General features: G+C 69.4%; 29 protein-coding genes. 14 read left to right on the top strand and 15 right to left on the bottom strand.

The window, feature by feature from the left end:
* Positions 1-35 precede the first annotated feature (35 nt).
* The gene (gene hisB, locus Tchl_RS03160; protein ID WP_075147109.1) at positions 36-623 is read right to left on the bottom strand and encodes an imidazoleglycerol-phosphate dehydratase HisB; all 588 of its coding nucleotides are present in this window, start codon (positions 621-623) and stop codon (positions 36-38) included.
* A gap of 148 nt (positions 624-771) precedes the next feature.
* On the opposite strand from hisB, the gene hisC reads away from it, so the two are divergent.
* On the top strand, positions 772-1,845 hold the full coding sequence (hisC, locus tag Tchl_RS03155) for a histidinol-phosphate transaminase (RefSeq protein WP_075147108.1): 1,074 nt from the start codon (positions 772-774) through the stop codon (positions 1,843-1,845).
* Positions 1,846-1,860: 15 nt separating this feature from the next.
* Here hisC and hisD read toward each other — a convergent pair whose 3' ends face one another.
* Both hisD and hisG read right to left on the bottom strand, forming a co-directional pair.
* Positions 1,861-3,195, bottom strand: a complete 1,335-nt coding sequence (gene hisD, locus Tchl_RS03150) for a histidinol dehydrogenase (protein WP_075147107.1) — start codon at positions 3,193-3,195, stop codon at positions 1,861-1,863.
* Between the two features lie 10 nt (positions 3,196-3,205).
* A complete protein-coding gene (hisG, locus tag Tchl_RS03145) occupies positions 3,206-3,850 on the bottom strand; it encodes an ATP phosphoribosyltransferase (RefSeq protein WP_075149550.1) in 645 nt (214 codons plus the stop codon).
* Positions 3,851-4,000: 150 nt separating this feature from the next.
* On the opposite strand from hisG, the gene rnk reads away from it, so the two are divergent.
* Positions 4,001-4,408: a nucleoside diphosphate kinase regulator gene (gene rnk / locus Tchl_RS03140; protein ID WP_075147106.1), complete on the top strand. Its 408-nt coding sequence runs from the start codon at positions 4,001-4,003 to the stop codon at positions 4,406-4,408.
* A gap of 37 nt (positions 4,409-4,445) precedes the next feature.
* Here rnk and murA read toward each other — a convergent pair whose 3' ends face one another.
* From murA to Tchl_RS03090, 10 genes are read right to left on the bottom strand one after another with little or no spacing between them, the layout of a single operon-like run.
* The gene (gene murA / locus Tchl_RS03135) at positions 4,446-5,696 is read right to left on the bottom strand and encodes a UDP-N-acetylglucosamine 1-carboxyvinyltransferase (RefSeq protein WP_075147105.1); all 1,251 of its coding nucleotides are present in this window, start codon (positions 5,694-5,696) and stop codon (positions 4,446-4,448) included.
* A 7-nt stretch (positions 5,697-5,703) separates the two neighbouring features.
* A complete protein-coding gene (locus Tchl_RS03130; RefSeq protein WP_075147104.1) occupies positions 5,704-5,961 on the bottom strand; it encodes a BolA family protein in 258 nt (85 codons plus the stop codon).
* A gap of 11 nt (positions 5,962-5,972) precedes the next feature.
* Entirely contained in the window at positions 5,973-6,746 is a 774-nt protein-coding gene (locus Tchl_RS03125) for an ABC transporter permease (RefSeq protein ID WP_198159009.1), read from the bottom strand.
* 40 nt (positions 6,747-6,786) lie between these two features.
* Entirely contained in the window at positions 6,787-7,683 is an 897-nt protein-coding gene (locus Tchl_RS03120; RefSeq protein ID WP_075147102.1) for an ABC transporter ATP-binding protein, read from the bottom strand.
* On the bottom strand, positions 7,680-7,973 hold the full coding sequence (locus Tchl_RS03115; protein WP_075147101.1) for an STAS domain-containing protein: 294 nt from the start codon (positions 7,971-7,973) through the stop codon (positions 7,680-7,682). Before Tchl_RS03115 ends, Tchl_RS03120 begins: the two co-directional genes overlap by 4 nt.
* On the bottom strand, positions 7,970-8,593 hold the full coding sequence (locus Tchl_RS03110) for an MlaC/ttg2D family ABC transporter substrate-binding protein (RefSeq protein ID WP_075147100.1): 624 nt from the start codon (positions 8,591-8,593) through the stop codon (positions 7,970-7,972). Before Tchl_RS03110 ends, Tchl_RS03115 begins: the two co-directional genes overlap by 4 nt.
* Positions 8,594-8,603: 10 nt before the next feature.
* Complete coding sequence (locus tag Tchl_RS03105) at positions 8,604-9,455, bottom strand: MlaA family lipoprotein (protein WP_075147099.1); 852 nt, start codon at positions 9,453-9,455, stop codon at positions 8,604-8,606.
* 31 nt (positions 9,456-9,486) lie between these two features.
* A complete protein-coding gene (mlaD, locus tag Tchl_RS03100) occupies positions 9,487-9,957 on the bottom strand; it encodes an outer membrane lipid asymmetry maintenance protein MlaD (RefSeq protein WP_075149549.1) in 471 nt (156 codons plus the stop codon).
* Entirely contained in the window at positions 9,957-10,748 is a 792-nt protein-coding gene (gene mlaE, locus Tchl_RS03095) for a lipid asymmetry maintenance ABC transporter permease subunit MlaE (RefSeq protein WP_075147098.1), read from the bottom strand. Before mlaE ends, mlaD begins: the two co-directional genes overlap by 1 nt.
* The gene (locus Tchl_RS03090; RefSeq protein WP_075147097.1) at positions 10,745-11,566 is read right to left on the bottom strand and encodes an ABC transporter ATP-binding protein; all 822 of its coding nucleotides are present in this window, start codon (positions 11,564-11,566) and stop codon (positions 10,745-10,747) included. The genes mlaE and Tchl_RS03090 overlap by 4 nt, the downstream gene beginning before the upstream one ends.
* Before the next feature lie 221 nt (positions 11,567-11,787).
* On the opposite strand from Tchl_RS03090, the gene Tchl_RS03085 reads away from it, so the two are divergent.
* From Tchl_RS03085 to Tchl_RS03030, 12 genes are all read left to right on the top strand, one after another.
* On the top strand, positions 11,788-13,467 hold the full coding sequence (locus Tchl_RS03085; RefSeq protein WP_083945138.1) for a type II secretion system protein GspD: 1,680 nt from the start codon (positions 11,788-11,790) through the stop codon (positions 13,465-13,467).
* Positions 13,464-15,146: a GspE/PulE family protein gene (locus Tchl_RS03080; RefSeq protein WP_075147096.1), complete on the top strand. Its 1,683-nt coding sequence runs from the start codon at positions 13,464-13,466 to the stop codon at positions 15,144-15,146. Before Tchl_RS03085 ends, Tchl_RS03080 begins: the two co-directional genes overlap by 4 nt.
* Entirely contained in the window at positions 15,143-16,342 is a 1,200-nt protein-coding gene (locus Tchl_RS03075; RefSeq protein WP_075147095.1) for a type II secretion system F family protein, read from the top strand. Before Tchl_RS03080 ends, Tchl_RS03075 begins: the two co-directional genes overlap by 4 nt.
* Positions 16,343-16,345: 3 nt before the next feature.
* Positions 16,346-17,734: a hypothetical protein gene (locus Tchl_RS03070; protein WP_075147094.1), complete on the top strand. Its 1,389-nt coding sequence runs from the start codon at positions 16,346-16,348 to the stop codon at positions 17,732-17,734.
* Between the two features lie 113 nt (positions 17,735-17,847).
* Positions 17,848-19,050, top strand: a complete 1,203-nt coding sequence (locus Tchl_RS03065) for a hypothetical protein (RefSeq protein ID WP_232311644.1) — start codon at positions 17,848-17,850, stop codon at positions 19,048-19,050.
* Positions 19,038-19,766 carry a type II secretion system protein gene (locus Tchl_RS03060; protein ID WP_075147093.1) on the top strand — a complete coding sequence of 243 codons (729 nt, stop codon included), beginning with the start codon at positions 19,038-19,040 and terminating at the stop codon, positions 19,764-19,766. Before Tchl_RS03065 ends, Tchl_RS03060 begins: the two co-directional genes overlap by 13 nt.
* Positions 19,767-19,814: 48 nt before the next feature.
* Positions 19,815-20,459 carry a prepilin-type N-terminal cleavage/methylation domain-containing protein gene (locus Tchl_RS03055; RefSeq protein ID WP_075147092.1) on the top strand — a complete coding sequence of 215 codons (645 nt, stop codon included), beginning with the start codon at positions 19,815-19,817 and terminating at the stop codon, positions 20,457-20,459.
* A gap of 200 nt (positions 20,460-20,659) precedes the next feature.
* The gene (locus Tchl_RS03050) at positions 20,660-21,649 is read left to right on the top strand and encodes a KpsF/GutQ family sugar-phosphate isomerase (RefSeq protein ID WP_075147091.1); all 990 of its coding nucleotides are present in this window, start codon (positions 20,660-20,662) and stop codon (positions 21,647-21,649) included.
* Positions 21,650-22,225, top strand: a complete 576-nt coding sequence (lptC, locus tag Tchl_RS03045; protein ID WP_075147090.1) for an LPS export ABC transporter periplasmic protein LptC — start codon at positions 21,650-21,652, stop codon at positions 22,223-22,225.
* Positions 22,222-22,767 carry a lipopolysaccharide transport periplasmic protein LptA gene (gene lptA / locus Tchl_RS03040; RefSeq protein ID WP_075147089.1) on the top strand — a complete coding sequence of 182 codons (546 nt, stop codon included), beginning with the start codon at positions 22,222-22,224 and terminating at the stop codon, positions 22,765-22,767. The genes lptC and lptA overlap by 4 nt, the downstream gene beginning before the upstream one ends.
* A gap of 32 nt (positions 22,768-22,799) precedes the next feature.
* Positions 22,800-23,576 (top strand): enoyl-CoA hydratase, encoded by a 777-nt coding sequence (locus Tchl_RS03035; protein WP_075147088.1) that lies wholly within the window; start codon positions 22,800-22,802, stop codon positions 23,574-23,576.
* Between the two features lie 279 nt (positions 23,577-23,855).
* A complete protein-coding gene (locus Tchl_RS03030) occupies positions 23,856-24,422 on the top strand; it encodes a phasin family protein (RefSeq protein ID WP_075147087.1) in 567 nt (188 codons plus the stop codon).
* 64 nt (positions 24,423-24,486) lie between these two features.
* Here the strand turns inward: Tchl_RS03030 and Tchl_RS03025 are convergent, their stop codons facing one another.
* Positions 24,487-25,248 carry a lysophospholipid acyltransferase family protein gene (locus Tchl_RS03025; protein WP_075147086.1) on the bottom strand — a complete coding sequence of 254 codons (762 nt, stop codon included), beginning with the start codon at positions 25,246-25,248 and terminating at the stop codon, positions 24,487-24,489.
* Positions 25,249-25,333: 85 nt separating this feature from the next.
* Positions 25,334-25,867 (bottom strand): D-glycero-beta-D-manno-heptose 1,7-bisphosphate 7-phosphatase, encoded by a 534-nt coding sequence (gene gmhB, locus Tchl_RS03020; RefSeq protein ID WP_075147085.1) that lies wholly within the window; start codon positions 25,865-25,867, stop codon positions 25,334-25,336.
* Positions 25,868-25,870 lie beyond the last annotated feature (3 nt).

The following is a 25,870-nucleotide window of genomic DNA, read 5'->3' as shown; positions in this document are numbered from 1 at the left end:
CATGGTCACGGAAAGGCTGCCCGGGGCCCTGGCGCTCAGAGCGCACCCTTGGTCGAAGGAATGGTGCCGGCGGCGCGCTCGTCGTGCTCGGCGGCCATGCGCAGGGCGCGGGCGAAGGCCTTGAACACGGTCTCGCACTGGTGGTGGGCATTGTCGCCGCGCAGGTTGTCGACGTGCAGCGACACCCCGGCGTGGTTAACGAAGCCCTGGAAAAATTCGCGCACCAGATCCACGTCGAAATTGCCGATGCGGGCCCGGGTGTAATCGACGAAGTAATGCAGCCCGGGGCGGCCGGAGAAATCCACCACCACCCGCGACAGCGCCTCGTCCAGCGGCACGTAGGCATGGCCGTAGCGGCGTACGCCCTTCTTGTTGCCGAGCGCCTGCGCGAAGGCCTGCCCGAGCGTGATGCCGACGTCCTCGACGGTGTGGTGGTCGTCGATGTGGGTGTCGCCCTCGCACTGGATGTCGAGATCGATCAGGCCGTGGCGCACGATCTGGTCGAGCATGTGATCGAGGAAAGGCACGCCGGTGTCGAGCCTGCCTTTGCCCGTGCCGTCGAGATCGATGCGCACGGTGATCCGGGTTTCGAGGGTGTTGCGGGTGACTTCGGCTTGCCGCATGGCTGGGGATTGACTTCAAATTGAGGGCTTCGGGCCATGATACCATCGCCCGGCAACATGGCTGCAAAACGCGGCCTGTGCGGTGGACAACGGCAGCGCTTCGGCGTTGCCGATTCGCCACTCGAACCCCCTGACCGCAGACACACCCATGAGCCGCTACTGGAGCGCCGTCGTCCACGGCCTGACCCCCTATGTTCCGGGCGAACAGCCCAAGCTCGACAACCTGGTCAAGCTCAACACCAACGAACACCCCTACGGCCCGTCGCCGCGCGCACTCGAGGCGATCCGCGCCGCCACCGGCGAGGCGCTGCGCCTGTACCCCGACCCCAACGCCGAAGCCCTGAAGGCGGCGCTCGCCAGGCGCCACGGCCTCCAGCCACAGCAGATCTTCGTTGGCAACGGCTCGGACGAGGTTCTCGCCCACGCTTTCATGGCCCTGCTCAAGCACGAACGCCCGCTGTGGTTCCCCGACATCACCTACAGCTTCTACCCGGTGTATTGCGGTCTGTACGGTGTCGCCCACCGCGCCGTGCCGCTCGCCGAAGACTTCTCGATCCGTACCGGAGACTACCTGCCGCAGGGCGATACGCGCGCCGGAGCGATCATCTTCCCCAACCCCAACGCCCCCACCGGCCGCGCCCTGGCGCTGGCCGAAGTCGAGCGCATCATCGCCGCCAACCCGGAGGCGGTGGTGCTGGTCGATGAGGCCTACGTCGATTTTGGCGGCGAGAGCGCGATCGCGCTGGTGGACAAGTACCCGAATCTGCTCGTGGTACACACCTTCTCCAAGAGCCGCTCGCTCGCCGGCCTGCGCGTTGGCTTCGCTGCCGGCCACACCGGGCTGATCGAGGCCCTGGAACGGGTCAAGAACAGCTTCAACTCCTATCCGCTCGACCGCCTCGCGATCGCCGGCGCGGTGGCCTCGGTCGAGGACGAAGAGCACTTCCGCGAGAGCTGCCGCAAGGTCGTCAGCGCGCGAGAAACCCTGGTGGCGCAGCTCGGCGGGCTCGGCTTCGAGGTGCTGCCTTCGGCGGCCAACTTCATCTTCGCCCGCCATCCGGCGCGGGACGGGGCCGAACTCGCGGCGGAACTGAGAAAACGCGCGATCATCGTGCGCCACTTCAAGGCGCCGCGCATCGACCAGTTCCTGCGCATCACGGTGGGGACGGACGCGCAGTGCGCCATCCTCGTCGATGCGCTAGAGGAAATTCTCCGCGACTGAACGCCTCCAGCCCGGTCAGGCCTTCAGCCGCATCTCCGCCGAGCGCGCGTGCGCCTGCAGGCCTTCGCCGTGGGCGAGGATGGAGGCCACCCGGCCCAGGTGCTGGGCACCGGCCTGCGAGATGTTCACGATGCTGGTGCGCTTCTGGAAGTCGTAGGTCCCCAGCGGCGACGAGAAGCGCGCGCTGCGCATCGTCGGCAGCACGTGGTTGGGGCCGGCGCAGTAGTCGCCGAGCGCCTCCACCGCCCAGTGGCCGACGAAGATCGCGCCGGCGTGGCGGATGCGGTCGATCCAGGCTTCGGCGTCATCCAGCGCCAGCTCGAGGTGCTCGGGGGCGATGCGATTGGCGAGCGCGCAGGCCTGCTCCAGGCTGTCGACGCGGATCAGCGCGCCGCGCTTGGCGAGCGACTTCGCGATCGTGTCGCGGCGCGGCATCGTCGGCAGCAGGCGGTCGATCGCCTCATGCACCGCGTCGATGAAGGCGGCGTCGGTACACAGCAGGATCGACTGCGCCAGTTCGTCGTGCTCGGCCTGGGCGAACAGATCCATCGCCACCCAGTCGGCGTGGCCGGAACCATCTGACAGGATCAGCACCTCGGAGGGGCCGGCGACCATGTCGATGCCGACGGTGCCGAACACCCGGCGCTTGGCCTCGGCGACATAGGCGTTGCCCGGGCCGACGATCTTGTCCACCTGCGGGATGGTCTGCGTGCCGTAGGCGAGCGCCGCCACCGCCTGCGCACCGCCGATGGTGAATACGCGATCGACACCGGTGATCGCGGCGGCGGCCAGCACCAGCGGATTCTTCTCGCCGCGCGGCGTGGGCACGACCATGATCAGCTCGCCGACGCCGGCGACCTTGGCCGGGATCGCGTTCATCAGCACCGAGCTGGGGTAGGACGCCCGCCCGCCCGGAACATAGAGACCGACGCGGTCGAGCGGCGTGACTTTCTGCCCCAGCCGGGTGCCATCGGCCTCGGTGAAGGTCCAGGACTCGCCCTTCTGGCGCTCGTGATACGCGCGCACGCGCTCCGCAGCGACGGTGAGCGCCTCGCGCTGCGCGGACGGCAGGCGCTCGAGCGCGGCGTGGAGTTCGGACTTCGGCAGCTCCAGCGCCGCCATCGAATGCACGTCGAGGCCGTCGAAGCGGCGGGTGAATTCGACCACCGCAGTGTCCCCGGTGGTGCGCACCGCGCGCAGGATCTCGGTGACCGCGGCATCGATGCGTTCATCGGCTTCGGCTTCGAAGGCAAGCAGCGCGTCGAGGGTGGGCAGGAATTCGGGTTCGCGCACATCGAGGCGGCGGATCGCGGTGCGCGCGGACGCGGTCGTGGCGGAAATCGGACTCATCGGAGCCTCCTCAGGGCCGGATCGCGCCGGCAAAGGCGTCGAGCACCGGCTGCAGCAGTTCGCGCTTGAGCTTGAGCGAGGCCTGGTTGACGATCAGGCGCGAGCTGATCGGCATGATGTCCTCGACCTCTTCGAGATTGTTCGCGCGCAGCGTGCCGCCGGTCGACACCAGATCGACGATCGCGTCGGCCAGCCCGACCAGCGGTGCCAGCTCCATCGAGCCGTAGAGCTTGATCAGGTCCACGTGCATGCCCTTGCCGGCGAAATGGGCCTTGGCGGCATTCATGTACTTGGTGGCGACGCGGATGCGCCCGCCCGGCCGGGTGGCGGCGACGTAATCGAAGCCTTTCTGCACCGCAACGCACAAGCGGCACTTCGCGATGTTCAGATCGAGCGGCTGGTACAGCCCCGCGCCGCCGTGTTCGACCAGCACGTCCTTGCCGGCGATGCCGAGGTCGGCGGCACCGTACTGGACGTAGGTCGGGGTGTCGGTTGCGCGCACGATGACCAGGCGCACATCGGGGCGGTTGGTGCCGATGATGAGCTTGCGCGAGGACTCGGGGTTGTCGGTCGGCACGATGCCGGCGGCGGCCAGCAGCGGCAGGGTTTCTTCGAAGATGCGCCCCTTGGACAGGGCGAGCGTGATGCTGGACACGGGGAAAGCCTTGATCGATCGGGCCGTCATTGTAACCCGGCGCCGCTTCTGTTAGCCTTTCGGCGACGGGCTGAACCGCAAGAGGCGGTTCGGCCTTTTGTTTTGTTCCGCGGCCGCCCCGGCGCGCATTTCGAGCAGGAAACCCGTAGCATGAAACCGTCGATCATCGTCTCCAGCAGCGACCTCGAGCGCCTCGAAGGCCTGCTCACCCTTCCCGCCTTCCGCAGCCGCAGCGACCTCGACGGCCTGCGCGCGGAACTCGAGCGCGCCGACGTGCGCGAACCGGAAGAAATGCCGGCCGACGTCATCACGATGAACAGCCGCGCCCGCTTCCTGGAGGAAAACACCGGGCGCGAATACGAGCTGACCCTGGCCTACCCCAAGGACGCCGACGCCGAAGCGCACCGGGTGTCGATTTTCTCACCCGCCGGCAGCGCCCTGCTCGGCCTGTCCAGCGGCCAGACGATCGACTGGAAGACGGTCGACGGCAAGACGATCCGCCTGAAAGTGCTCGAAGTCACCTGGCAGCCCGAAGCCAACGGCCAGTTCGACCTCTGAGTGCAGGCCGCGACCGGGGCCGCCGGCCCCGGGATTTTCAGGCCAGACGCCGGACCCTCGCCCCCAGCGCCGCCAGCTTGGCTTCCAGCCGCTCGTAGCCGCGGTCGAGATGGTAGATGCGCTCGATCGTAGTCTCGCCCTCGGCGACCAGCCCCGCCACCACCAGGCTGGCCGAGGCGCGCAGGTCGGTGGCCATCACCGTCGCCCCTTCGAGCTTCGCCACCCCCTGCACCACCGCGGTATTGCCGTCGATGCGGATGTCGGCCCCCAGGCGCTGGAGCTCGACCGCATGCATGAAGCGGTTCTCGAAGATCGTTTCGCGGATCATCGCCACCCCGCTGGCGACGCAGTTGATCGCCATGAACTGGGCCTGCATGTCGGTGGGGAAGGCCGGATAGGGTGCGGTGCGCAAGCTCACCGCGCCGAGCCGCGCCGGCGCCTTGAGGCGGATCGCGTCGCGTTCGGAGACGATCTCGCAGCCGGCGTCCATCAGCTTGTCGATCACCGCATCGAGATAGCACGACGACGTGCCGGTGAGCCGGACTTCGCCGCCGGTGACCGCGGCCGCGCACAGGTAGGTGCCGGTCTCGATGCGGTCGGGCATGATGCGGTGGGTCGCACCGTGCAGGCGATCGACGCCGCGGATGCGGATCACGTCGGAACCGGCGCCGGAAATCTGCGCTCCCATCGCCACCAGGCAGTTGGCCAGGTCGACGACCTCGGGCTCGCGCGCGGCGTTCTCGATCACCGTTTCGCCGGCGGCGAGCGTCGCCGCCATCATCAGGTTCTCGGTACCGGTGACGGTGACCATGTCGGTGAACAGGCGCGCGCCCTTCAGCCGCGGCACGGTGGCGTGCACATAGCCGTGCTCGACGCGGACCTCGGCCCCCATCGCCTGCAGGCCCTTGATGTGCTGATCCACCGGGCGGGCACCGATCGCGCAGCCACCGGGCAGCGACACCCGGGCCTCGCCGCAGCGCGCCACCAACGGACCGAGCACGAGGATCGAGGCGCGCATGGTCTTGACCATCTCGTAGGGCGCGACCGGATTGTCGAGGCCGCCGGCGTCGAGGGTCACGGTGTGCCCCTCGCGCGCGACCTTCACTCCCATCTGCCCGAGCAGCGCCAGCAGGGTGTCGATGTCGTTGAGGCGCGGCACGTTGGTGAAAGTCACCGGCTCGGCGCTCAGCAGCGCCGCACACAGGATCGGCAGCGCCGCGTTCTTGGCGCCGGAAATGGCAATCTCACCGTGCAGGCGGGCCCCGCCTTCGATCAGCAGCTTGTCCATGCGAATGTCACATCCCCAGCTCGCCGCGACCTTCCTCCCACTGCGCGGGAGTGAAGGTCTGCAGCTGCAGGGCGTGGATCTCGTTGCCCATCAGGGGCCCGAGGGTGGCATACACCGCCTGGTGCTGGCGCACCTTGGTCTTGCCCTCGAACGCGGCGCTGGCGACGATGCCGCGGAAATGGACGCCGTCGTCGCCCTCGATGAAGACGAACTCGCAGGGCAGGCCCTGCTCGATCAGGCGCTTGATCTCGCTTGCTTCGAACATGATGAATCCTTTCAGGAGCGCAGCTTGTAGCCCCGGGCGAGCATCGCCAGGGTGAGGGCCGCGAGGGAGACGAAACACAGGCACACCACCCCCAGCGACAGCCAGGGCGAAGTGTCCGATTGACCGAAGAAACCGTAACGGAAGCCGTCGATCATGAAGAAGAACGGATTGAAATGCGACACGTCCTGCCAGAACGGCGGCAGCGAGTGGATCGAGTAGAACACCCCCGAGAGCATCGTCAGCGGCAGGATCAGGAAGTTCTGGAAGGCGGCGAGCTGGTCGAACTTGTCCGCCCAGATGCCGGCGATGACGCCGAAGGAGCCGAGGATCACCCCGCCCATCACGGCAAAGGCCAGCACCCACAACGGATGGGCGAGCGGCAGCTCGACGAACGGCGAAGCGACCGCCAGCACGCCGGCGCCCACCATCAGCCCGCGCAGGGTCGAGGCGATGACGTAGGCGGCGTAGAACTCACGGTAGGACAGCGGCGGCAGCAGCACGAAGATGATGTTGCCGGTGATCTTGCTCTGGATCAGCGACGACGAGCTGTTGGCGAAGGCGTTCTGCAGCACCGCCATCATCACCAGACCCGGCACCAGGAAGCTGGTGTAGGCGACGTCGCCATAGACGGTGACGTGGCGCTCGAGCACGTGGGAGAAGATCAGCAGGAACAACAAGGCGTTGAGCACCGGCGCGGCCACGGTCTGGAAGCCGACCTTCCAGAAGCGCAGCGTTTCCTTGTACAGCAGGGTACGGAAGCCGGCCAGCGGCGACTCGGCCACCAACGGCTCGATGCGCGGCGGCGCGAGCGGACGGGAAGACGGTTCAGGCACGATTCATCACCTCGACGAAGACACGCTCGAGATCGGGTTCGCCGAGCTGCAGTTCGCCCACGCCGGCACCGGCTTCGCGCAGGCGGGCGAGCAGCGGCTCGACTTCGGCATAATTGTCGAAGGCGAACTCGACCCAGCCTTCCGCCCCTTCCACCCCACCAAGGGCGAGCGCGGCCTGCGGTGCCTCGGCGCGCACGCGCAGGGTGTGGGTGGCAAAACGCCGTAACAGATTTTCGGTGGTATCGAGCGCCACCACCTTGCCGGCCTTGAGCATCGCGATGCGCCCACACAGGGCTTCGGCCTCTTCCAGGTAATGGGTGGTGAGGACGATGGTGTGGCCGTCGCGGTTGAGCTTGCGGATGAACTGCCACAGCCCCTGGCGCAGTTCCACGTCCACGCCGGCGGTGGGCTCGTCGAGGACGATCACCGGCGGCCGGTGCACCAGGGCCTGGGCCACCAGCACGCGCCGCTTCATGCCGCCCGACAGCATCCGCATGTTGGCCCCGGCCTTGTGGCTCAGGTCGAGGCTGGCGAGGATCTCGTCGATCCAGTCGTCGTTGTGGCGGATGCCGAAATACCCCGACTGGATACGCAGCAGCTCGCGCACCGAGAAGAAGGGGTCGAACACCAGTTCCTGCGGCACCACGCCGAGGTTGCGCCGCGCATCGCGGTAGTCGGCGACGACATCGCAGCCCATGATCTCGAGGCTGCCGCGGTCGGCGCGCACCAGGCCGGACAGGGCCGAGATCAGCGTGGTCTTGCCCGCGCCGTTGGGCCCGAGCAGGCCGAAGAATTCGCCCTGGGCGATCTCCAGATCCACCCCGCCGAGCGCCTGCAGCGCACCGTAGTGCTTGGTGACGCCGCGAATGCGGATCGCGGGCAGGGTCATGCCTCACCTTCGCGCGGCAGCACCGCATCGAGATCGTACAGCGCCGCCAGGCTCACCAGCCCCTGCGGCAGGTTGCACAGCTTCAGGCTGTGCCCTGCCGCACGGGCGGCGCGCAGCCAGTCGAGCAGCAGCGCGAGCGCCGCCGAATCGGCGTCGGTGACGGCGGCGAGGTCGACGACGAGGTCGCCCTCGCCCGCCCGCCGCCGCCCCTCGTCGAGCAGCGCGGGGGCGGTGCGCATCGTCAACGCCCCCTGCAGGGCGAACCGCGCGGCAGCACCGGCTCCGCTCATGAACGCTTCTGCTCGTCGGTGAGCGCGCGATTACGGGCTTCGAGCGAGGCAATCAGGCCGTCGATGCCGCCGCTGCGGATTTCCTGGGTGAAGCTGCTGCGGTAGTTGGTGACCAGGCTCACGCCGGCGACGACGACGTCGAACACTTTCCAGCCCTGCGCGCCCTTTTCCAGCATGTAGTCGATGCCGATCGGCTGGGCGCCGGATTGGCGCACTTCGGTGCGGATCTGCACCCGGGTATCGGCCGGGGTGAAGCGCGAAGGCAGGAAGGCGATGACCTGGTCGCGGTACTGGGTCAGCGCGTTCGAGTAGGTACGCACCAGCAAGGTGCGGAAGGCTTCGGTCAGGCGCCCCTGCTGCTCGGGGCTGGCCTCGCGCCAGTCGCGCCCGACGGCGAGCATGGTCATGCGGCGGAAGTCGAAATGCGGCAGCACCCGCGCATCGACCAGCTCGATGACGCGCTGGGTGTCGCCGGACTGGATCGCCTTGTCGCGACGCACGATCTCCAGCACTTCGTTGGTGACATCGCGCACGAGGACATCGGGTGCCGTGACATCGGCGATCGCCGCCGGCAACAAGCCGGCAAACAGGAAACAGCACAGGGCAAGCAGTTTTTTCATGGTCTTTTGCCTACTTCATCGATTGTACGGAAGCGCCGCCGGCCTCGACCGCGGAGGCCCCGAACCGGGCCAGCTCCAGGCGCGTCACCGCGGTGACGGCGGCCACATCGATTCCATCGCCGAGCGGAGACGCCGACAGGTCGTCGAAATCTTCGTACACCCGCTCCCGCTTGCCATCACTGACCTTGTAACGGCGTTGTTCGAGGTAGAAGTCGCGGACATAGGCGTATTTGTCCAGCGTCGCCTCCTCGAGCGTGCGCTCGGCACCGAGCAGGGTGTGACGGGTGTGGATGATGCGCACGCCGGTCAGGGTATTGCGCGTCGGCACGTGACCGATCCGAAGCGGGCTGTCGCCCTCGAGGTCGGCCGGCAATGCCAGGGCATCGCGCACCGTGCGCGGGCCGAAGAACGGCAGCACGATATAGGCGCCCTCGCCTACTCCCCAGTGTCCGAGGGTCTGGCCGAGGTCTTCGTCGTGTTTGGCCAGGCCCGCCTCGCTGGCGATGTCGAGCACGCCGAGCAGCCCCCAGGTGGAATTGAACGCGAACCGCATGAAATCGCCCAGCGACTCGGCCACCTTGCCTTGCAGCAGGTTGTTGAGACCGATCCAGGGATCGGCCAGGTTGCCGAAGAAATTGCCGACACCGGTCCGCAGCGGCACCGGCACGACGGACTCGTACGCCCGGGCCGCGGGTTCGAGGGCGACCTTGTCGACCTGCTCGTTGAACGCGAACATCGCCCGGTTATAGCCTTCGAGCGGATCGCCGGGCGTCGCCGTGGTGGCACAGCCGGCGAGCATCGCCGTCGCCAACACGATCGCGCCCAGGCCCCGGCGGCGAAGAATACGCAATTGCGCCTGCATTGTTGTCATCTCCAGAAGGGCCGCTACGGGCTTACTGCGCCGCCGGCGCGTCCGCCGCGCGATCGAACATGAACTGGCCGATCAGCTTTTCCAGCACCATCGCCGACTGGGTGATCAGCACGCGGTCGCCGTCCTTCAGCACCTCGACATCGCCCCCCGCCTCGAGGCCGACATACTGCTCGCCAAGCAGGCCGGAGGTGAGGATGGAGGCCGTGGAGTCCGCCGGGAAAGCGTAGCGGCGGTCGATCTCGAGATCGACCACCGCGCGGTAGATTTCGGGGTCGAAGCGGATGCCGGAAACACGGCCGACGAGTACGCCCGCGCTCTTGACCGGGGCGCGCACTTTCAAGCCGCCGATATTGTCGAACGGCGCCACCACCCGGTACGCGTCGCCCGCGTTGAAGCCAGAGGAATTGCCCACCCGCAGCGCCAGGAAAACCAGCGCCGCGAACCCCAGCGCGACGAAAATGCCGACCCACAGGTCGAGCGCGGTACGACTCATCATAGCCCCCGGAACATGAAGGAGGTGAGCACGAAATCGAGCGCCAGGATGACCAGCGCCGAAGTGACGACCGTGCGGGTAATGGCGCGCGACACACCTTCCGCGGTCGGATGGCAGTCGTAGCCCTCGAACACCGCGATCAGGGACACCACGAAACCGAAGACGAAGGATTTGATCACCCCGTTCACGATGTCGTAGCGGATCTCCACCGCGGCCTGCATCTGCGACCAGAAGGCGCCGTCATCGACGCCAATGACGACGACGGTGATCAGCCAGCCGCCGAACACCCCCATCGCCGAAAACAGCGCCGCCAGCAGCGGCATCGACAGCACGCCGCCCCAGAAGCGCGGCGCCACCACGCGCGCGACCGGATCGACCGCCATCATGTCCATCGCCTTCAACTGCTCGGTGGCCTTCATCAGGCCGATCTCGGCGGTGATCGCCGAACCGGCGCGGCTGGCGAACAGCAGCGCGGCGATCACCGGGCCGAGTTCGCGCAGCAGGGAAAGCGCCACCATCACCCCGACCGCATCGGCCGAACCGTAGCGCTGGAGGATGTCGTAGCCCTGCAGACCGAGCACGAGGCCGACGAACAGGCCGGACACACAGATGATCAGCAGCGACAGCACGCCGCTGAAGTACAGCTCGCGGACGGTCAGGTGGATGCGCCGCAGCGACTGGCCGGAAGCGAGCAGCACCGCGACCAGGAAGCGGGTGGCAAAGCCCAGCCGCCAGATGCCGTCGATGGTGAGCGCGCCGACATGGCGCAGCGCGGCGAGCACGCCGTTCATGCCGCCGCCTCGCCGAACAGGCTCTCGATCGGCGGCGCCGGATAGTGGAAGGGCACGGGGCCGTCGGCCTCGGCATGGACGAACTGGTGCACGAAAGGATCGGACGAAGCCCGGATCTCGTCCGGCGTGCCCTGGGCGACGATCCCCCCGCCGGAGACGAAATAGATGTAGTCGACGATCGCCAGCGATTCGTGCACATCGTGAGTCACCATCACCGTGGCCGCGCCGAGCGCGTCGTTGAGGCGGCGGATGAGTTGGCCGATGATGCCGAGCGAAATCGGATCGAGCCCGGCGAACGGTTCGTCGTACAGGATCAGCATCGGGTCGAGCGCCACCGCGCGCGCCAGCGCCACCCGGCGCGCCATGCCCCCCGACAGTTCGCCCGGGCGGAGGCGCGCCGCGCCGCGCAGGCCGACCGCCTGCAGCTTCATCAGCACCAGATCGCGCACCATGCTGGAAGGCAGCCCGGTGTGCTCGCGCAACGGGAAGGCGACGTTGTCGAACACGCTCATGTCGGTGAATAGCGCGCCGAACTGGAACAGCATCCCCATCTGCCGGCGCAGCGCGTACAGCTCGGCCGACGACAGCTTGGCGACATCGCGCCCGTCCACTTCGACGGTGCCGGCCGAAGCCCGCAACTGTCCGCCGATCAGGCGCAGCAAGGTGGTCTTGCCGCACCCGCTCCCGCCCATGATGGCCACCACCTGCCCGCGATGCACGCGCAGGTCGATGCCGCGCAGCACTTCGCGCTCGCCATACGCAAAGCGCACGTCACGCAGGGAAACCAGCGGGGAAGCCGGGACGGAAGAAGAGGGCACGTCGGAAGAAGGAAAATTCGTGAACGAAAAATTATATCAGAGAAGGACATCTCCCCCGAGTCTCGTTGCTGCATTGCAACAACCCTCTCCGATGCATGGTTTTCCCTGCCAGCGGCGGCATGCACCCGACCGCCGCGGTCGCCAGCCGACCACCGCACGCACAGGTCATTTTATTTCAAATAAATATTCCATTTATTTATTGATCCATATAGCATCAAGCCATGGGACTGCCACGCTCATCCATCAGACATGCAACCGCCAGCGCCGCGCTCGCTCTTGCCGTGGCATGCGCCCCACTTCAGCCGCGCCACCCGCCGGCCGGCCACCTGGAGCAGGCGGCGGCTCCGCCCCCCTCGGCGCCTGCGCCTCGCCCCTCCCAGCCGCCCGGCACGGCAGCCCCGCCGCCCGCCCGGGCGGCCGCCTCTGCGCCCCTCCCACCGGAACCGGCGGCGGCCACTTACTCCGTCGCCGTCCACGACCTCCCCGTCGAACAGCTGCTCCTCGCCATCGGCCGCGACACCGGGCTCGAGCTCGACCTGCATCCCGGCCTTGAAGGCCGCATCACCCTCAACGCCATCGACCAGCCTCTCGCCCGCCTGCTCGAACGCATCGCCGAGCAGGCCGAAATCCGCTACCGCCTCGAAGGCCGCCATCTGGTCGTCCGCCCCGACACCCCTTTCGTCCGCAGCTACACCCTCGACTACGTCAACCTCGATCGCGACATGCGCGGCACCGTCGCCACCAGCACCCAGATCGCCACCTCATCCGCGGGCGCACGCGCCGAAGCGACCGGCAACGCTTCCATCACCCAGATCGAAACCCGTGCCAGCAACAACTTCTGGGCGGCGCTGGAAGCAAATCTGAGCAGCTTTCTCGACGGCGCCGCTGCGCTCCAGTGCCCCCGTGCGACCGGGTGCGGCAGCGGCAGCGGCAGCGGCAGCGGCAGCGGCAGCGTCATGATCAACCGCGAGAGCGGAGTGCTGATGGTGCGCGCCACCGCCCGCCAGCACGAGCAGCTGGCCGAATTCCTCGGCCGGGTGCAGCAGGCTGCACGCCGCCAGGTCATGATCGAAGCCACGGTCGTCGAAATCACCCTCTCCGACGGCTACCGCCAGGGCATCGACTGGAGCCGTCTCGACCTTCCGGGGTGGACCGTTCGCCCGCGCGGCAGCAACGACGGCGCCACCACCCAGCCGACGATCGGCTACCTGTCGGCGCGCCACGACGTCCGGATCGAGCTGCTGGAAACATTCGGCACCGTCAAAGTGTTGTCCAGTCCCCGCCTGTCGGTGCTCAACAACCAGACCGCGATGCTCAAGGTGGTCGAGGAAGTGGTCTATTTCATCGTCGACAGCACCACCACCGAATACGACGACCGCAAGCAGGCCCGCATCACCGCCACCACCACGCCACAGTCGGTATCGGTCGGGATGGTCATGGCGGTGACGCCGCAGATCGGTGCCAGCGGCGACATCACCCTCAACGTGCGCCCGACCATCGCCGGCATTTCCGGCTTCAAGGACGACCCGAACCCGACGCTGCGCGACATCCCCAACCGGGTGCCGCAGATCCGCACCCGCGAGATCGAATCCATGCTGCGCCTGCGCAGCGGCGAAATCGCAGTGCTCGGCGGGCTGATGGAAGACCGCATCGATCACGACACCGGGCGCATCCCCATATTCGGCCACCTCCCCCTGCTCGGCGAGCTGTTCACCCGCCGCGACAGCACGGTGCGGCGGACCGAACTGCTGATCTTCCTGCGCCCGGTGCTGATCGACGACCCGAGCACGGCGGGCGATTTCACCCCCTATGCGGCACACCTGCCGACCGCCGCCTTCCTCAATGGCGGATCGACTCCCGTCCCCCGCCCCGCCTTCCCCGCATCCCGGAGCCGGCCATGAGCGCATCGACCTCGCTCGGCCAGACCCTGCTCGCCGCCCGCCTGATCGGCGAGGACCAGCTGCGCATCGCCGAACACGAGCGACTGCAGCGCGGACTGCCCCTGGGGCGGGTGCTGGTGGAACTGGGCTTTGTCAGCGAGGCCGCGCTGCGCACCACCCTCGCCGCCGGCAGCGGGCTTCCCCCGGTCGACCTGAGCCACGCGCTTCCCGCGCCCGATGCGCTCGCCCGCGTGCCGCAGGCGCTCGCCCGCCGCCACCGCCTGCTGCCCCTGCACTACGACAGCACCCGCCGCCACCTGGTCGTCGCCACCGCCGACGCCCACGACATCGTCGCCATCGACCGCCTGCGCAGCGCGCTCGACCCCGGAACCCGGATCGAACTCCGCCTCGCCGGCGAAGGCGAGATCGGCCGTGCGATCGAGCAGCACTACGGCCAGGCGGGCTCGATTGACGAGCTCGTGCGCGCCCTCGAACTGCGCGATGGCGACCACGTCGCGCCGCGCGACCCCGAACTCGTCGTCCGCCTCGTCGACGCCCTCCTCGCCGACGCTGCCGCCCGCGCCGCTTCCGACCTGCACTTCGAGCCCGAAGCCGGCTTCCTGCGCATCCGCCACCGGATCGACGGCACCCTGCACCAGGTGCGCGCCCTCCACAAGTCGTACTGGCCGGAGCTGGCGGTGCGGATCAAGGTGATGGCCGGGCTCGACATCGCCGAATCGCGCAGCCCCCAGGACGGACGCATCAGCCTCGCAATCGGCGGGCGCCCGATCGATTTCCGCGTCGCCACCCAGCCCACGCTGCACGGCGAAAACATCGTGCTGCGCATCCTTGACCGCGACAAAGGCATCGTCGCGCTCGACGCCCTCGGCCTCGATGCCCCCGGACGCACGGCCCTCGATCGCATCCTCGATCGCCCCGAAGGCCTGGTGCTGGTCGTCGGTCCCACCGGCAGCGGCAAGACGACGACGCTGTACTCGATCCTCAGCCACCTCAACAGCGAGGCGGTCAACATCATGACCCTGGAGGACCCGGTCGAATATCCGCTGGCGCTGATCCGCCAGACCCAGGTCGGCGAGGCGTCCCGGCTCGGCTTTGCCGACGGCGTGCGCGCCCTGCTGCGCCAGGACCCGGACATCCTGCTGGTCGGCGAAATCCGCGACGCCGATACCGCGACGATGGCCCTGCGCGCCGCACTCACCGGCCACCGGGTATTCGCCACCCTCCATGCCAACTCCGCACTCGGCGCGCTGCCGCGCCTGTTCGACATCGGCCTGCGCGCCGCACTGCTTGCCGGCAACCTGGCCGGCATCATCTCCCAGCGCCTGCTGCGCCGGCTCTGTCCGGCCTGCCGCGAAGCGCTCACCGCCACCCCCCAGGACTGCACCCGCCTCGGCCTTCCCGCCACCGCCCCGCCACCGCGGCTGTACCGGGCCCACGGCTGCCCGGAGTGCGACTTCCGCGGCTACCGCGGGCGCTTCGCGATCATGGAAGTGCTCCCTTTCGACCGCCACCTCGATGCCCTGCTTGCCGCCGGCGCCGGCGCCGACACGCTGTACGCTGCCGTCCGCGAGCGCGGCTGGCGGACGCTGGCCGAGGACGGCGTGCGCCGCGTGCTCGATGGCAGCACCTCGGTGCCCGAACTCGCACGCGTCGTCGATCTGCCCGGAGCGCAGCGATGAGCCGCTACCGCTACCGTGCGCTCGCCGCCGACGGCCGCCGCGTGCGCGGTGAGCTTGAAGCCGGCGACCTCGCCGAACTCGAACACCGCCTCCGTGCCCTCGGGCTGATGCTGATCAACGGAGAACCCTGCCGCCGCCCCGGGTGGTTCGGCAGGCGCGTACCACGCCGCGAGCTGATCCATTTCTGCTTCCACCTCGAACAGCTGCTGAGCGCCGGCGTGCCCCCCTTCGACAGCCTGGCCGCGTTGCGCGACGCCAGCACCCACCCCCGCACCCACGCCATGGCGTGTGCACTGCTCGCCGCGGTCGAGCGCGGCAAACCCCTGTCCGAGGCTGCCGCCGCGCTGCCCGGCGCCTTTTCCGCGGTGGCGGTCAGCCTGCTGCGCGCCGGCGAAGCCGCCGGCACCCTGCCGCAGGCGATCCGCGACATCGGCAGCGCCCTCACACGCGACGACGAGCTCGCCGCCCACGCCCGGCGGATCGCGATCTATCCGGCCATCGTCGGCAGCATCCTGCTGCTCGCGGTCATCGTCGCCCTCACCCAGCTCGTGCCCGAACTCGAGCAGCTGGCGCGCAGCACCGGCCAGGCCCTGCCGCTGCAGACCCGGATCCTGGTCGGCCTGTCGCACGGCGTGCGCGACTGGGGCGGGGCGCTGTTGCTCGTGCTCGCCAGCGGCATCACCGCCGGCACCTGGGCGCTGGCGCGCTCGGCCGCACTGCGCCTGCGCGCGGATGCCCTCCGGCTCGCCCTGCCGCTGGTCGGTGACATCCTCCACAAGCTCGCCCTCGCCCGCTTCGCGGCCCTCTTCGCCACCCTGTACGGTGCCGGGATCAACATCCTCGACGCCCTGCGCGCCACCGAAGAAGCGGTCGGCAACCGCGTGCTGCGCGCCGGGCTGCGCGCCGCCGGGCGCAGCATCGAGCAGGGGCAGACGATCTCCGACGCCTTCGCCGCCGCCGGGGTGTTTCCTCCCCTGGTGACGCGGATGCTCAAGCTCGGCGAGCACACCGGCGCGCTCGAGCGCGCCCTGGGCAACGTCGCCACCCTCTACCAGCGCGAAGCCACCGAGAGCATCGCGCGCCTGCAGGCCGCAGCCGAACCCGCCCTGACCCTGCTCATGGGCGGCCTGCTGCTGTGGATCGCCAGCGCCGTGCTCGGCCCGATCTACGCTCTCACCAGCCACCTGCCGGGGTAGCCGATGCGACGCCGCCTCCTGCTTTTCAGCGTCGACGCGCTCGGCCTCGAATCATGGCATATGGATAAAAACGGCATTGTCCGGGTCGCCGCCTTCGCCCCCGGCGAGGACGCAGCGTTTGCCACCTGGCTGGCCGGACGACGGCGCGGCGAAGCCTGCCGCATGGTGGTGAATCTAGCCGACGAGAGCTTCGAGGTCGAAGACCTGCCGCGGGTGCGCGGCGCCGACCGGCGGGCACTGCATGCCCGCCGGCTCGGTGCCTGGTTTCCGCGCCCCGCCTTCGCCCACGCGCACCTCATCGGCGCGGCCGGCGCCGGCCTCGAACGCGTGCTGTTTTCCGGCCTGAACCGCCCCGAACAGCTCGAACCCTGGCGGGAAGCCGTGCTCGCCGCCGGCCTGCGCCTCGAGCGCATCGTCCCCGCCGCCCAGCTGATCGCCGGACTGATCCCCCCGCTCGCCAGCCCCCCCGGGCACCAGCTGCTCGTCGTCTTTACCCGCGCCGGGATGCGGATCTGCGAAGTCCACGGCAAGACCCTGCACTTCTCCCGCCTCGTCGGCCAGTGCACGCTCGCGAACGCGCGCCGCAGCACGCAGTGGACGGACGAAATCGCCCTCACCCGCAGCTACATCCTCGCCCGCGGACGGATCAGCGCCGACACCCCGCTGGCGGTGACCGTGGTCGCGCCAGCCGACGCCCTCGCCCCTCCGCCCGCAGCCCCGGCCCCACCCGATCCCGCACCGCCTCCGATCCACTTCATCTCCCCGGCACGGATCACGACGCTGCGCGCAAGCGACGAGAACGGCGCGCCGCTCGCCGACGGCGAGTTCGGTGCCGCCCTCCTCCACGGCTTGTCGCGCGCCCCCGCGGCGCTCGGGTGGACGCTCGAAAGTGTCACCGGCACCGGGCTGCCTCGCCTCGCCCGGCACCGCGCGGCGCTGCTTGCGAGCGCGCTCGTGCTCACCGGACTGGCGCTGGGCGCGCGCCCCTGGTGGCCCCCCGGACAGCGCCCGCGCGACGCAGCGGCCACTCCCCCACCCCCCGACCTGCCGCAGGGCACTTCGCCTCCTCTTCTTGCCGACAAGGATGTCGCATCACCCGCCGCACCGCGCCCCGAAGCCGCCGCCGCAATGCCCCGCCGCATCGACGGCATTCTGCGCCGCCCGGACGGACGCGATTTCATCTGGCTCGACGGCAGTCTCGTCGAACTGGAGCGAACCTCACTGACGCTGGTGCCGACCCCTGTCCTGAGCCTGGCCCCCCAGGCGGCCCCCCACCTCCGCCTGCATCCGGGCGACTACTGGCCGCCGGCCGGCCCAGGCCCGGCGTCCCCGGCAGAGGCGCCAGGCCCAGGCCCGATCCGCATCCACGCACGGCACGGAGAACCGCGATGAGCCCGCCAGCCCCGCCGACTCCCCTTCACCGACGGGCAGGCACTCCTCGCGCCCCGGCCGGCAGCGGAACCTGCCCGCGTCCCGGCACCCGGTGCCGGCGTGGTTACGCCCTGGTGAGCGCGCTATTGCTGGTGGCGCTGTTTGGCGCCGGCGGGCTGCTCGCCGGCGGGCAGCTACGCACCCACGCCGTCGCCCGCGCCCACCTGCACAGCATGGACGCACTCGCCCTCGGACGCGAGGCCCTGCTCGGCTACGCGATCAGCTATGGCGAACACCACGCCGGCGAAGGCTATGGTTTCCTGCCCTGCCCGGACAGCGGTAACAGCGGCTCCACCCCGCCCGGCGCCTGCGGAGCCCGCGACGTGGGTGCGCTCGGGCGCCTGCCCTGGCGCACACTCGGCCTCCCCGACCTGCGCGACGGCTGGGGACAATGCCTGTGGTACGCGGTCGGGGGCAGCGTGAAAAACAACCCCAAGCCGCTCACCCTGAACTGGGACAGCCCCGGCCAGCTCGCGCCCCGCGCACCGGACGGGCATGCGCTGCGCGCGGCCGGGCCCGACGGCCGCGCCGTCGCTGCGATCTTCGCGCCCGGCCCCGTGCTCCCCGGCCAGAACCGCCCGCCCAGCGCGAGGAGCGGCTGCAGCGGCAGCGACTCGGCAGAGGCCGACCTCGCCCATTATCTCGACCACGGCTACACCGCCCGCTTCAGCGCCACGATGCCGGTCACGCAGGGCGCACCGGTCGGCGAGGACGCCGGGCTCACGACCGACCTGGTGGTCTGGGTCGGCATCGACGACATCTTCGACGCCCTGCGCCGCCGTGCCGATCATGGCGCACATATCGATGCCCTCATCGACACCGCCGCCGACGCCCTCGCCGCCCGGCTCGACGAGCCCGATTTCCTCGCTGCCCATACGTCCGCCACGCCCGGCGTTTTGGACGTCGGCCCACTCCCGAGCGCTGCCGCACTCGGCCTGCCGGCCGAGGAACGCCCCCGGCTCGATCGCTGGCGCGACCAGTTCCGCTTCGCCGTGTGCCGGACGGGGGCGCCCTGCATCGCCCTCGCCGACGATACCCCGCCCGCCGCTGCGGGCTGCCGCGGCGTACTGTTGTTCGGCGGGGAACGCATCCGTAGCGGCCCCGGGCTCCAGCAGCGCGACACGCCGGAACGACGGGCCGACCCCGCCCAGTACCTCGAGGCCGGCAACGCGGCCAACTTCAGCCAGGGCACCCCGTCCTTCAGCGGCGCCCGCCGCTTCGAAGTGAACGACCCCCTGCAGCCGGCCACCCGGGACGTGATCCGATGCCTGCCCTGACGCCCGCCGCCCATCTCCGTCCCGTCCCCGCGAAGCCCTTCCAGACCCGCCGTGGGCGGCGATCCGAGCGCGGTTTCACCCTCGCCGAACTCGCCCTCGTGCTGTTCATCATCGCCCTGCTCGGCGGCAGCCTGCTCGTGCCGCTGGGCAGCCGCGTCGAAGCCCGCGACCGCCAGCTCACCCTCGAGCGCCTGCGCGACATCCAGCACGCCCTGAGCGGCTTCGCCATCATTCACGGCCGCCTGCCCTGCGCCAGCACCGAAGCCGACCCACTCAGCCCGCACTACGGCCTCGAGGACGCCGCTCCCTGCAGCTTCGCCAGCGAAGGCCGCCTGCCCTGGCGCACCCTGGGGATGCCCGCCCACGACGCCTGGGGCAGTCCGCGCCGCCAGCCGCAGGACGACTGGGCCGGGCACTGGCGCTACCGGGTCGACCCGGAATTCGCCACCGGCCCGATCGATGCCGCCACCCTGCCGACGGCCAACCTGCAGATCCGCGCGCTCGACGACACCCGCATCACCACCAGCACCTCGCAGGCGGTGGCGATCGTCTATTCGACCGGTCCCAACCGCAGCGCCGACGGCTACAACGCTGCCTACTCGGCCGCATCCCCGGTGTACCAGGCCGGAGAGGCGGGCGCCGGGTTCGATGACCTGCTGGTCTGGATCGGCCGCCCCCTGCTCGTCGCCCGCCTTGCCCAGGCCGGACGCCTGTAGCACCGGCTCCGGTTTTACCCGCCCATCCCGCACCGAAGGAGAACGACCATGCAACATCGCCAGGCAGGCTTCACCCTCGTCGAAATCGCCGTCGTGCTGCTGATCATCGGCCTGCTGCTGAGCGGCGTCCTGAAAGGCCAGGCCCTGCTCGACAGCGCCCGGGTGAAAAATCTCGCGCAGGACTTCGCCAGCATTCCCGCGCTGATCCACGCCTACCAGGACAAGTACCGCGCGCTGCCCGGCGACGATGGCGCCGCGCAGCGTCACCTGTGCCTCGACGGCAGCGCATGCGCGACACCGGGCAACGGCAACGGGGTCATCGACGGCAGCTGGCATGCCGAGGGCGAAACCGAAAGCTTCCGCCTGTGGCAGCACCTGCGCCTGGCCGAACTCGTCGGCGGCAGCACCAACCCGGCCGAGCCCGGCTACCTGCCACGCAATGCCTTCGGCGGCCGGATCGGCGTGCAGCGCGGCGGAGAGCCCGCGGTGCTCGGCATCTCCGGCAGCCTGGTGGTGTGCTCGACGGGAATCCCCGGCAAGCTCGTGCACCAGCTCGATATCAGCGTCGACGACGGCGACCCCGCAACCGGCGCGATGCGCGCCGCCAGCGGCGAAATCAGCGCGCCGAGCATCGTATCGGCGACGAACCCGCTCGACGAAGCCGGCAGCTACACCGTCTGCGCCCGCCTGTGAACCTGCCCGGCTGCAGCCGCGCCGCCGGGGGAAACCCCCGGCACATCAGGCTCGCGCATGAAGGAAGGGGGGACGGACAATTCCCGGTGCGCCGGGCGGCATCCCGACTGTTATACAATCACGGGCCCGTGATCAAAGCCTGCGCCGCTCACGCCGCATCCTGCCGCCACCCCTTTCTGCCCGTCTGAAGCATCGACTCCATGGACCCCATTCCTGCTCCCGCCGACAGCCGTGCAGTCGCACTCGCCCGCCGCGTGCTGCGCATCGAGGCGGATGCCGTGTCGGCGCTGGCCGGGCGCATCGGTGCCGAGTTCGAACGCGCGGTCGACATCATCCTGAAGCGCAACGGCAGGGTCATCGTCACCGGCATCGGCAAGTCCGGCCACATCGCGCGCAAGCTCGCCGCCACGCTGGCGAGCACCGGCACCCCGGCATATTTCGTGCACGCGGCCGAAGCCGCCCACGGCGACCTCGGCATGATCACCCCCGAAGACGTGGTCATCGCCCTGTCGAACTCGGGCAGCAGCGAGGAAGTACTCACCATCGTGCCCCTGGTCAAACGCCAGGGCGCACGCCTGATCGCAATGACCGGCAAGGCCGACTCCCCGCTGGCGCGCCAGGCCGACGTCCACCTCGAGGCCGCCGTCGCCGAGGAGGCCTGTCCGCTCAACCTCGCCCCCACCGCCAGCACCACCGCCGCCCTCGCGCTGGGCGACGCGCTCGCGGTGGCGCTGCTCGACGCGCGCGGTTTCGCCGCCGAGGACTTCGCCCGCTCGCACCCGGGCGGCACACTCGGGCGCCGCCTGCTCACCCATGTCGGCGACGTCATGCGCCCGGCGGCGGCGGTGCCGATGGTCGCAGCCGAAGCCCCACTCACCGCGGCGCTGCTGGCGATGACCGCCGGCGGCATGGGCATGACTGCGGTCACCGCCAGCGACGGACGGCCGCAGGGCATCTTCACCGACGGCGACCTGCGCCGCGCCCTCGAAAGAGGCTGCGACGTGCGCAGCGCCCGGGTCGGCACAGTGATGAGCCGCAACCCGCGCACCATCGGCCCAGCCGCACTCGCTGCCGAAGCGGCCGAAATCATGGAGCGCCAGCGCATCAGCCAGCTGCTGGTGGTCGATGCCGACGGCCGCCTGGCCGGCGCCCTGACCACGCACGACCTGATGCTCGCCAAGGTGATCTGATTGATCGACACCTGGCGCCTCTACCCGGTCATCGCCCTGACCCTGCTTGCCGGGGCCTCGGTGTGGCTCGAGCGGGTCACCCGCTCCGAGGAAGCGGCGATCGCGCGCGAGCGCAGCGGGCCAGACTTCATCGCCACGCAAACCCGCGTCGTCGGCTTCGGCGAAGACGGCGGCCAGCGCTACGAGCTGCTCGCCGAACGCCTCGAACACTACCCCCAGGACGGCGCCACCCGCCTCCACCAGCCCCGCCTGCGCCTGCACAGCGCAGGACGCGAGACGCTGATCAGCGCCGGGCGTGCCGATGTCTCGCCCGGCGGCGAGCAGGTGGACCTGGCGGGCGAGGTCCGCGTCCGCCGTCCCGGCACCGCATCAGAGGCACCGCTCGGCCTCGATTCCGAGGCCCTCACGGTATGGCCCGACGCGCATCGCGCGCACACCGACTCTCCGGTATCGCTGACCCGCGGCAACGTCCGCGCCACCGCGCTCGGCCTGCGCGCCGACAACCTGTTCGGCACCCTCGAACTGATCGGCGAAGTGCGCTCGACGCTGCCGCGCCGCCAAGGACCCCCCACATGAAACGCCTGCTCGCCGCCGCCCTCGCTACCTTCGCCGTCTGCGCCGCCCCCGCCTTTGCGGAGCGGAGCGACCGCGAGCAGCCGGTCAACATCGAAGCCGACCGCCTCACCGTCGACGACCGCAACAAGGTGCATGTCTTCGAAGGCAATGTCGTCCTCACCCAGGGCACCCTCATCATCCGCGGCGACAAGCTGGTCGTCACCCAGGACGCCGCCGGCTTCCAGAACGGCGTCGCCACCGCTGCCGGAGAGCGCCTCGCCAGTTTCCGCCAGCGCCGCGAAGGCAGCACCGAATACGTCGAGGGCAAGGCCGAGCGCATCGAATACGACAGCCGCACGGAAAAAGCCCGCCTATTCAATCGCGCCGAGGTCCGCAGCGGCGGCGACCAGGTCAGCGGCCACTACATCGAGTACGACGCGATCACCGAGAACTATCTCGCCACCAACGCGCCGCAGGCGGGAAGCCCGGGCACTGCGCCGGGCGGGCGCGTGCGCGCCGTGATCCAACCCAAGAGCGACGGCCAGCCTGCAAGCCCGCAGTGACCGGCCGCGACCCACATCAGCCAGGAGGAAGCATGACGTTCGAACTCATCATCGCCGAGCAGCGGGGCCGGGTCGGCCTCATCACCTTGAATCGCCCCCAGGCGATGAACGCACTCAACGACCAGGTGGTGAACGAAATCACCGCCGCGCTCGACGGCTTCGAGGCCGACGACAACATCGGCGCGATCGTCATCACCGGCTCGGACAAGGCCTTCGCCGCGGGCGCCGACATCGGCGCGATGGCCCAGTTCTCCTACATGGACGCCTACAAGAGCGAGTACATCACGCGCAACTGGGAGCGGGTCAAGACCTGCCGCAAGCCGGTGATCGCCGCGGTCGCCGGCTTCGCCCTGGGCGGCGGCTGCGAACTGGCGATGATGTGCGACATCATCATCGCCGCCGACAGCGCGAAGTTCGGCCAGCCCGAAGTCAAGCTCGGCATCCTGCCCGGCGCCGGCGGCACCCAGCGCCTGCCGCGCGCGGTGAGCAAGGCCAAGGCGATGGACCTGTGCCTGACTGCGCGCCTGATGGACGCCGCCGAGGCCGAGCGCGCCGGCCTGGTGTCGCGGGTGGTCCCTGCCGACAAGCTGCTCGACGAGGCGCTCGCCGCCGCCGCCACCATCGCCGGCTTCTCCCTGCCGGTGGTGATGATGATCAAGGAGTCGATCGGGCGGGCGTTCGAAAGCGGCCTCAACGAAGGCCTGCTGTTCGAGCGCCGGGTATTCCACGCCGCCTTTGCGCTCAACGACCAGAAAGAAGGGATGGCCGCCTTCGTCGAGAAACGCAAGCCCGACTTCCGCCACGATTGAGCGGAGCCCTGGGCCTGGCTGCCGCGCCCCACCACCGCGTCACATGGCTGTCATCCTGGCGGCGCACACTGGGCCGTCGGTCTCGCCTGCAGCCTCCCGGTGCTCCCGTCCCGGAGCCTGGCTGCAGACGGACAGCCGATTGACGCAACCAATCGGTTTTGATTGTGCGATGCACAAACTTCCCTTGACAGTACGTTGCGGCACCGTATAATCCGCACCATGTTGCATCGCAGCAAATCAGTCCCCCAGCTGCAGCCGACTTTGACCAAGGAGAGCCCCATGAGCACTTTCATTACCCCCGAGCAGTTCGCCAGCACCAACAAGGCCAGCGTGGAAACCCTGCTGACCCTGGCCAACGCCGCCTTCGCCAGCGCCGAGCGCCTGGCCGCCCTGAACCTGAACACCGCCCGTGCGATCCTGGAAGACGGCGTGGCCAACACCAAGGCCCTGCTCGGCGCCAAGGACGTGCAGGAACTGGTGAGCCTGCAGGCTGCGCTGGCCCAGCCGATCGTCGAGAAAGCCGTCGCCTACGCGCGCAGCGTCTATGAGATCACCTCGCAGAGCCAGGAAGAAGTCTCGAAGGTGATGGAGAGCCAGGTCGCCGAGCTGAACAAGGGTGTCGCCAGCGCGCTGGACAACGCCGCCAAGTCCGCGCCCGCCGGCTCCGACGTTGCCGTCGCCGCGGTGAAGTCGGCGATCGCCGCCGCCAACAGCGCCTACGACAACATGAGCAAGGCCGCCAAGCAGGTCGCCGAGATCGCCGAAGCCAACGTGGCCGCCGCGACCAACGCCACCGTCAAGGCGGTCAGCTCCGGCGCCAAGGCTGCGGCCAAGAAAGCCGCCTGATCGCTTCAGCGGCCGGACCGAAGAAGGCCCCGCATCGCGGGGCCTTCTTGCGTTCACCCGGCACCTAATCCGGCACCCGAGCCGCCGTCTCCGGCTGAGTCTCCGCCCCGGCATAGTGATGGCCGAACAGGCGCCGCATCTCGCCTTCGATCCATTCTTCGGCGCGGCGGTTGATCTCCTCCGCCTTCACGCCCTTGACCTCGATCAGCGGACCGATGCTGACGGTGATCTCTCCCGGGCGCTTGATGAAGGCGTTGCGCCGCCAGAACTCGCCGGCATTGTGGGCCACCGGCACCACCGGCACTCCGGCACGCTTGGCGAGGATCGCGCCTCCCGGCTTGTAACGCCGCACCACGCCGGGTGCGACCCGCGTGCCTTCGGGGAAGACCGCCACCCACAAGCCTTCGTGGAGGCGCTTCCGGCCCTGCTCGACGACCTGCGACAAGGCATCCTTGCCCGCCGCACGGTCGATCGCGATCCCCGGAATCTGCCCCAGCGCCCAGCCGAAGAAGGGCACGCGCAGCAGTTCGCGCTTGAGCACGTAGCACAGCGGCGGAAAGATCTGCTGCAGCGCGATCGTCTCCCACGCCGACTGGTGCTTGGACAGGATCACCGCCGGGCCGGCGGGAATGTTGTCGGCGCCGATCACCCGGTAGCGGATCCCCAGCACGTGACGGATCACCCACATCATCAATGGCACCCAGGACGTGATCAGGCGGTGACGGGTCATCGGCGGCAGCCAGAAGATCAGGATCGCAAGCACTGCGTAAGGCACGGTGATGACGGCGAGCAGGAGCGCGAACAGGAAGGAGCGAAGCAGATGCACGGGAGCACTCCGTAGGTGGATGGGCAGGACGCGGCGCCCGCACCACGGGGCGGGCAGCGCCGGCGGGCGGGGATGCCCGCGCGGCTCAGGTGGTGAGCTCGGTGGCGATGGCGTCGAGATCGGGATAGATCAGGGTGCCGGCCGGCAGCTCAGGACTTTCGCGGGTCAGCTGCCCCTTGCCGGTGAGCACCAGGTAGGGCGTGCAGCCGACCGCGGCGCCGGCCTGGAGGTCGCGCAGGCTGTCGCCGACGCAGGGCACCCTGTGCAGGTCGACGTTGAAGCGCTCGGCGATCTGCAGGAACATGCCCGACCTGGGTTTGCGGCAATCGCAGGTCGAATCCGCCGGATGCGGACAGAAGAAGATCGCATCGAGGCGGCCGCCGACCTGGGCGAGGCTCTTCACCATCTTGTCGTTGATCGCGTTCAGCGTGTCCATGCCGAACAGGCCGCGGCCGACGCCGGACTGGTTCGACGCCACGACCACGCGCCAGCCCCACTGGTTCAGGCGCGCGATCGCCTCGAGCGAGCCGGGAATCGGCTTCCACTCTTCGGGCGACTTGATGAACTGCTCGGAATCGAAGTTGATGACCCCGTCGCGGTCGAGAATGATGAGCTTCATCGG

The organism is Thauera chlorobenzoica (genome assembly GCF_001922305.1).
Lineage (GTDB): Bacteria > Pseudomonadota > Gammaproteobacteria > Burkholderiales > Rhodocyclaceae > Thauera > Thauera chlorobenzoica.
The sequence above is the reverse complement of the archived record's forward strand: the minus strand, read 5'-3'. Positions and strand labels throughout refer to the sequence as shown.

Bases quoted from the DNA above. Each gene is read 5' to 3' on its own strand.
- Tchl_RS03130 (WP_075147104.1), bottom strand. From the start codon at position 5,961: ATGTTCGAAGCAAGCGAGATCAAGCGCCTGATCGAGCAGGGCCTGCCC.
- Tchl_RS03110 (WP_075147100.1), bottom strand. From the start codon at position 8,593: ATGAAAAAACTGCTTGCCCTGTGCTGTTTCCTGTTTGCCGGCTTGTTG.
- Tchl_RS03035 (WP_075147088.1), top strand. From the start codon at position 22,800: ATGACGTTCGAACTCATCATCGCCGAGCAGCGGGGCCGGGTCGGCCTC.
- lptA (WP_075147089.1), top strand. From the start codon at position 22,222: ATGAAACGCCTGCTCGCCGCCGCCCTCGCTACCTTCGCCGTCTGCGCC.
- murA (WP_075147105.1), bottom strand. From the start codon at position 5,696: ATGGACAAGCTGCTGATCGAAGGCGGGGCCCGCCTGCACGGTGAGATT.
- Tchl_RS03080 (WP_075147096.1), top strand. From the start codon at position 13,464: ATGAGCGCATCGACCTCGCTCGGCCAGACCCTGCTCGCCGCCCGCCTG.
- hisB (WP_075147109.1), bottom strand. From the start codon at position 623: ATGCGGCAAGCCGAAGTCACCCGCAACACCCTCGAAACCCGGATCACC.
- gmhB (WP_075147085.1), bottom strand. From the start codon at position 25,867: ATGAAGCTCATCATTCTCGACCGCGACGGGGTCATCAACTTCGATTCC.
- mlaD (WP_075149549.1), bottom strand. From the start codon at position 9,957: ATGAGTCGTACCGCGCTCGACCTGTGGGTCGGCATTTTCGTCGCGCTG.
- mlaE (WP_075147098.1), bottom strand. From the start codon at position 10,748: ATGAACGGCGTGCTCGCCGCGCTGCGCCATGTCGGCGCGCTCACCATC.
- Tchl_RS03120 (WP_075147102.1), bottom strand. From the start codon at position 7,683: ATGACCCTGCCCGCGATCCGCATTCGCGGCGTCACCAAGCACTACGGT.
- Tchl_RS03060 (WP_075147093.1), top strand. From the start codon at position 19,038: ATGCCTGCCCTGACGCCCGCCGCCCATCTCCGTCCCGTCCCCGCGAAG.
- Tchl_RS03075 (WP_075147095.1), top strand. From the start codon at position 15,143: ATGAGCCGCTACCGCTACCGTGCGCTCGCCGCCGACGGCCGCCGCGTG.
- hisD (WP_075147107.1), bottom strand. From the start codon at position 3,195: ATGAGTCCGATTTCCGCCACGACCGCGTCCGCGCGCACCGCGATCCGC.
- Tchl_RS03115 (WP_075147101.1), bottom strand. From the start codon at position 7,973: ATGAGCGGAGCCGGTGCTGCCGCGCGGTTCGCCCTGCAGGGGGCGTTG.
- Tchl_RS03085 (WP_083945138.1), top strand. From the start codon at position 11,788: ATGGGACTGCCACGCTCATCCATCAGACATGCAACCGCCAGCGCCGCG.
- hisC (WP_075147108.1), top strand. From the start codon at position 772: ATGAGCCGCTACTGGAGCGCCGTCGTCCACGGCCTGACCCCCTATGTT.
- Tchl_RS03070 (WP_075147094.1), top strand. From the start codon at position 16,346: ATGCGACGCCGCCTCCTGCTTTTCAGCGTCGACGCGCTCGGCCTCGAA.
- rnk (WP_075147106.1), top strand. From the start codon at position 4,001: ATGAAACCGTCGATCATCGTCTCCAGCAGCGACCTCGAGCGCCTCGAA.
- Tchl_RS03105 (WP_075147099.1), bottom strand. From the start codon at position 9,455: ATGCAGGCGCAATTGCGTATTCTTCGCCGCCGGGGCCTGGGCGCGATC.
- Tchl_RS03055 (WP_075147092.1), top strand. From the start codon at position 19,815: ATGCAACATCGCCAGGCAGGCTTCACCCTCGTCGAAATCGCCGTCGTG.
- Tchl_RS03050 (WP_075147091.1), top strand. From the start codon at position 20,660: ATGGACCCCATTCCTGCTCCCGCCGACAGCCGTGCAGTCGCACTCGCC.
- Tchl_RS03030 (WP_075147087.1), top strand. From the start codon at position 23,856: ATGAGCACTTTCATTACCCCCGAGCAGTTCGCCAGCACCAACAAGGCC.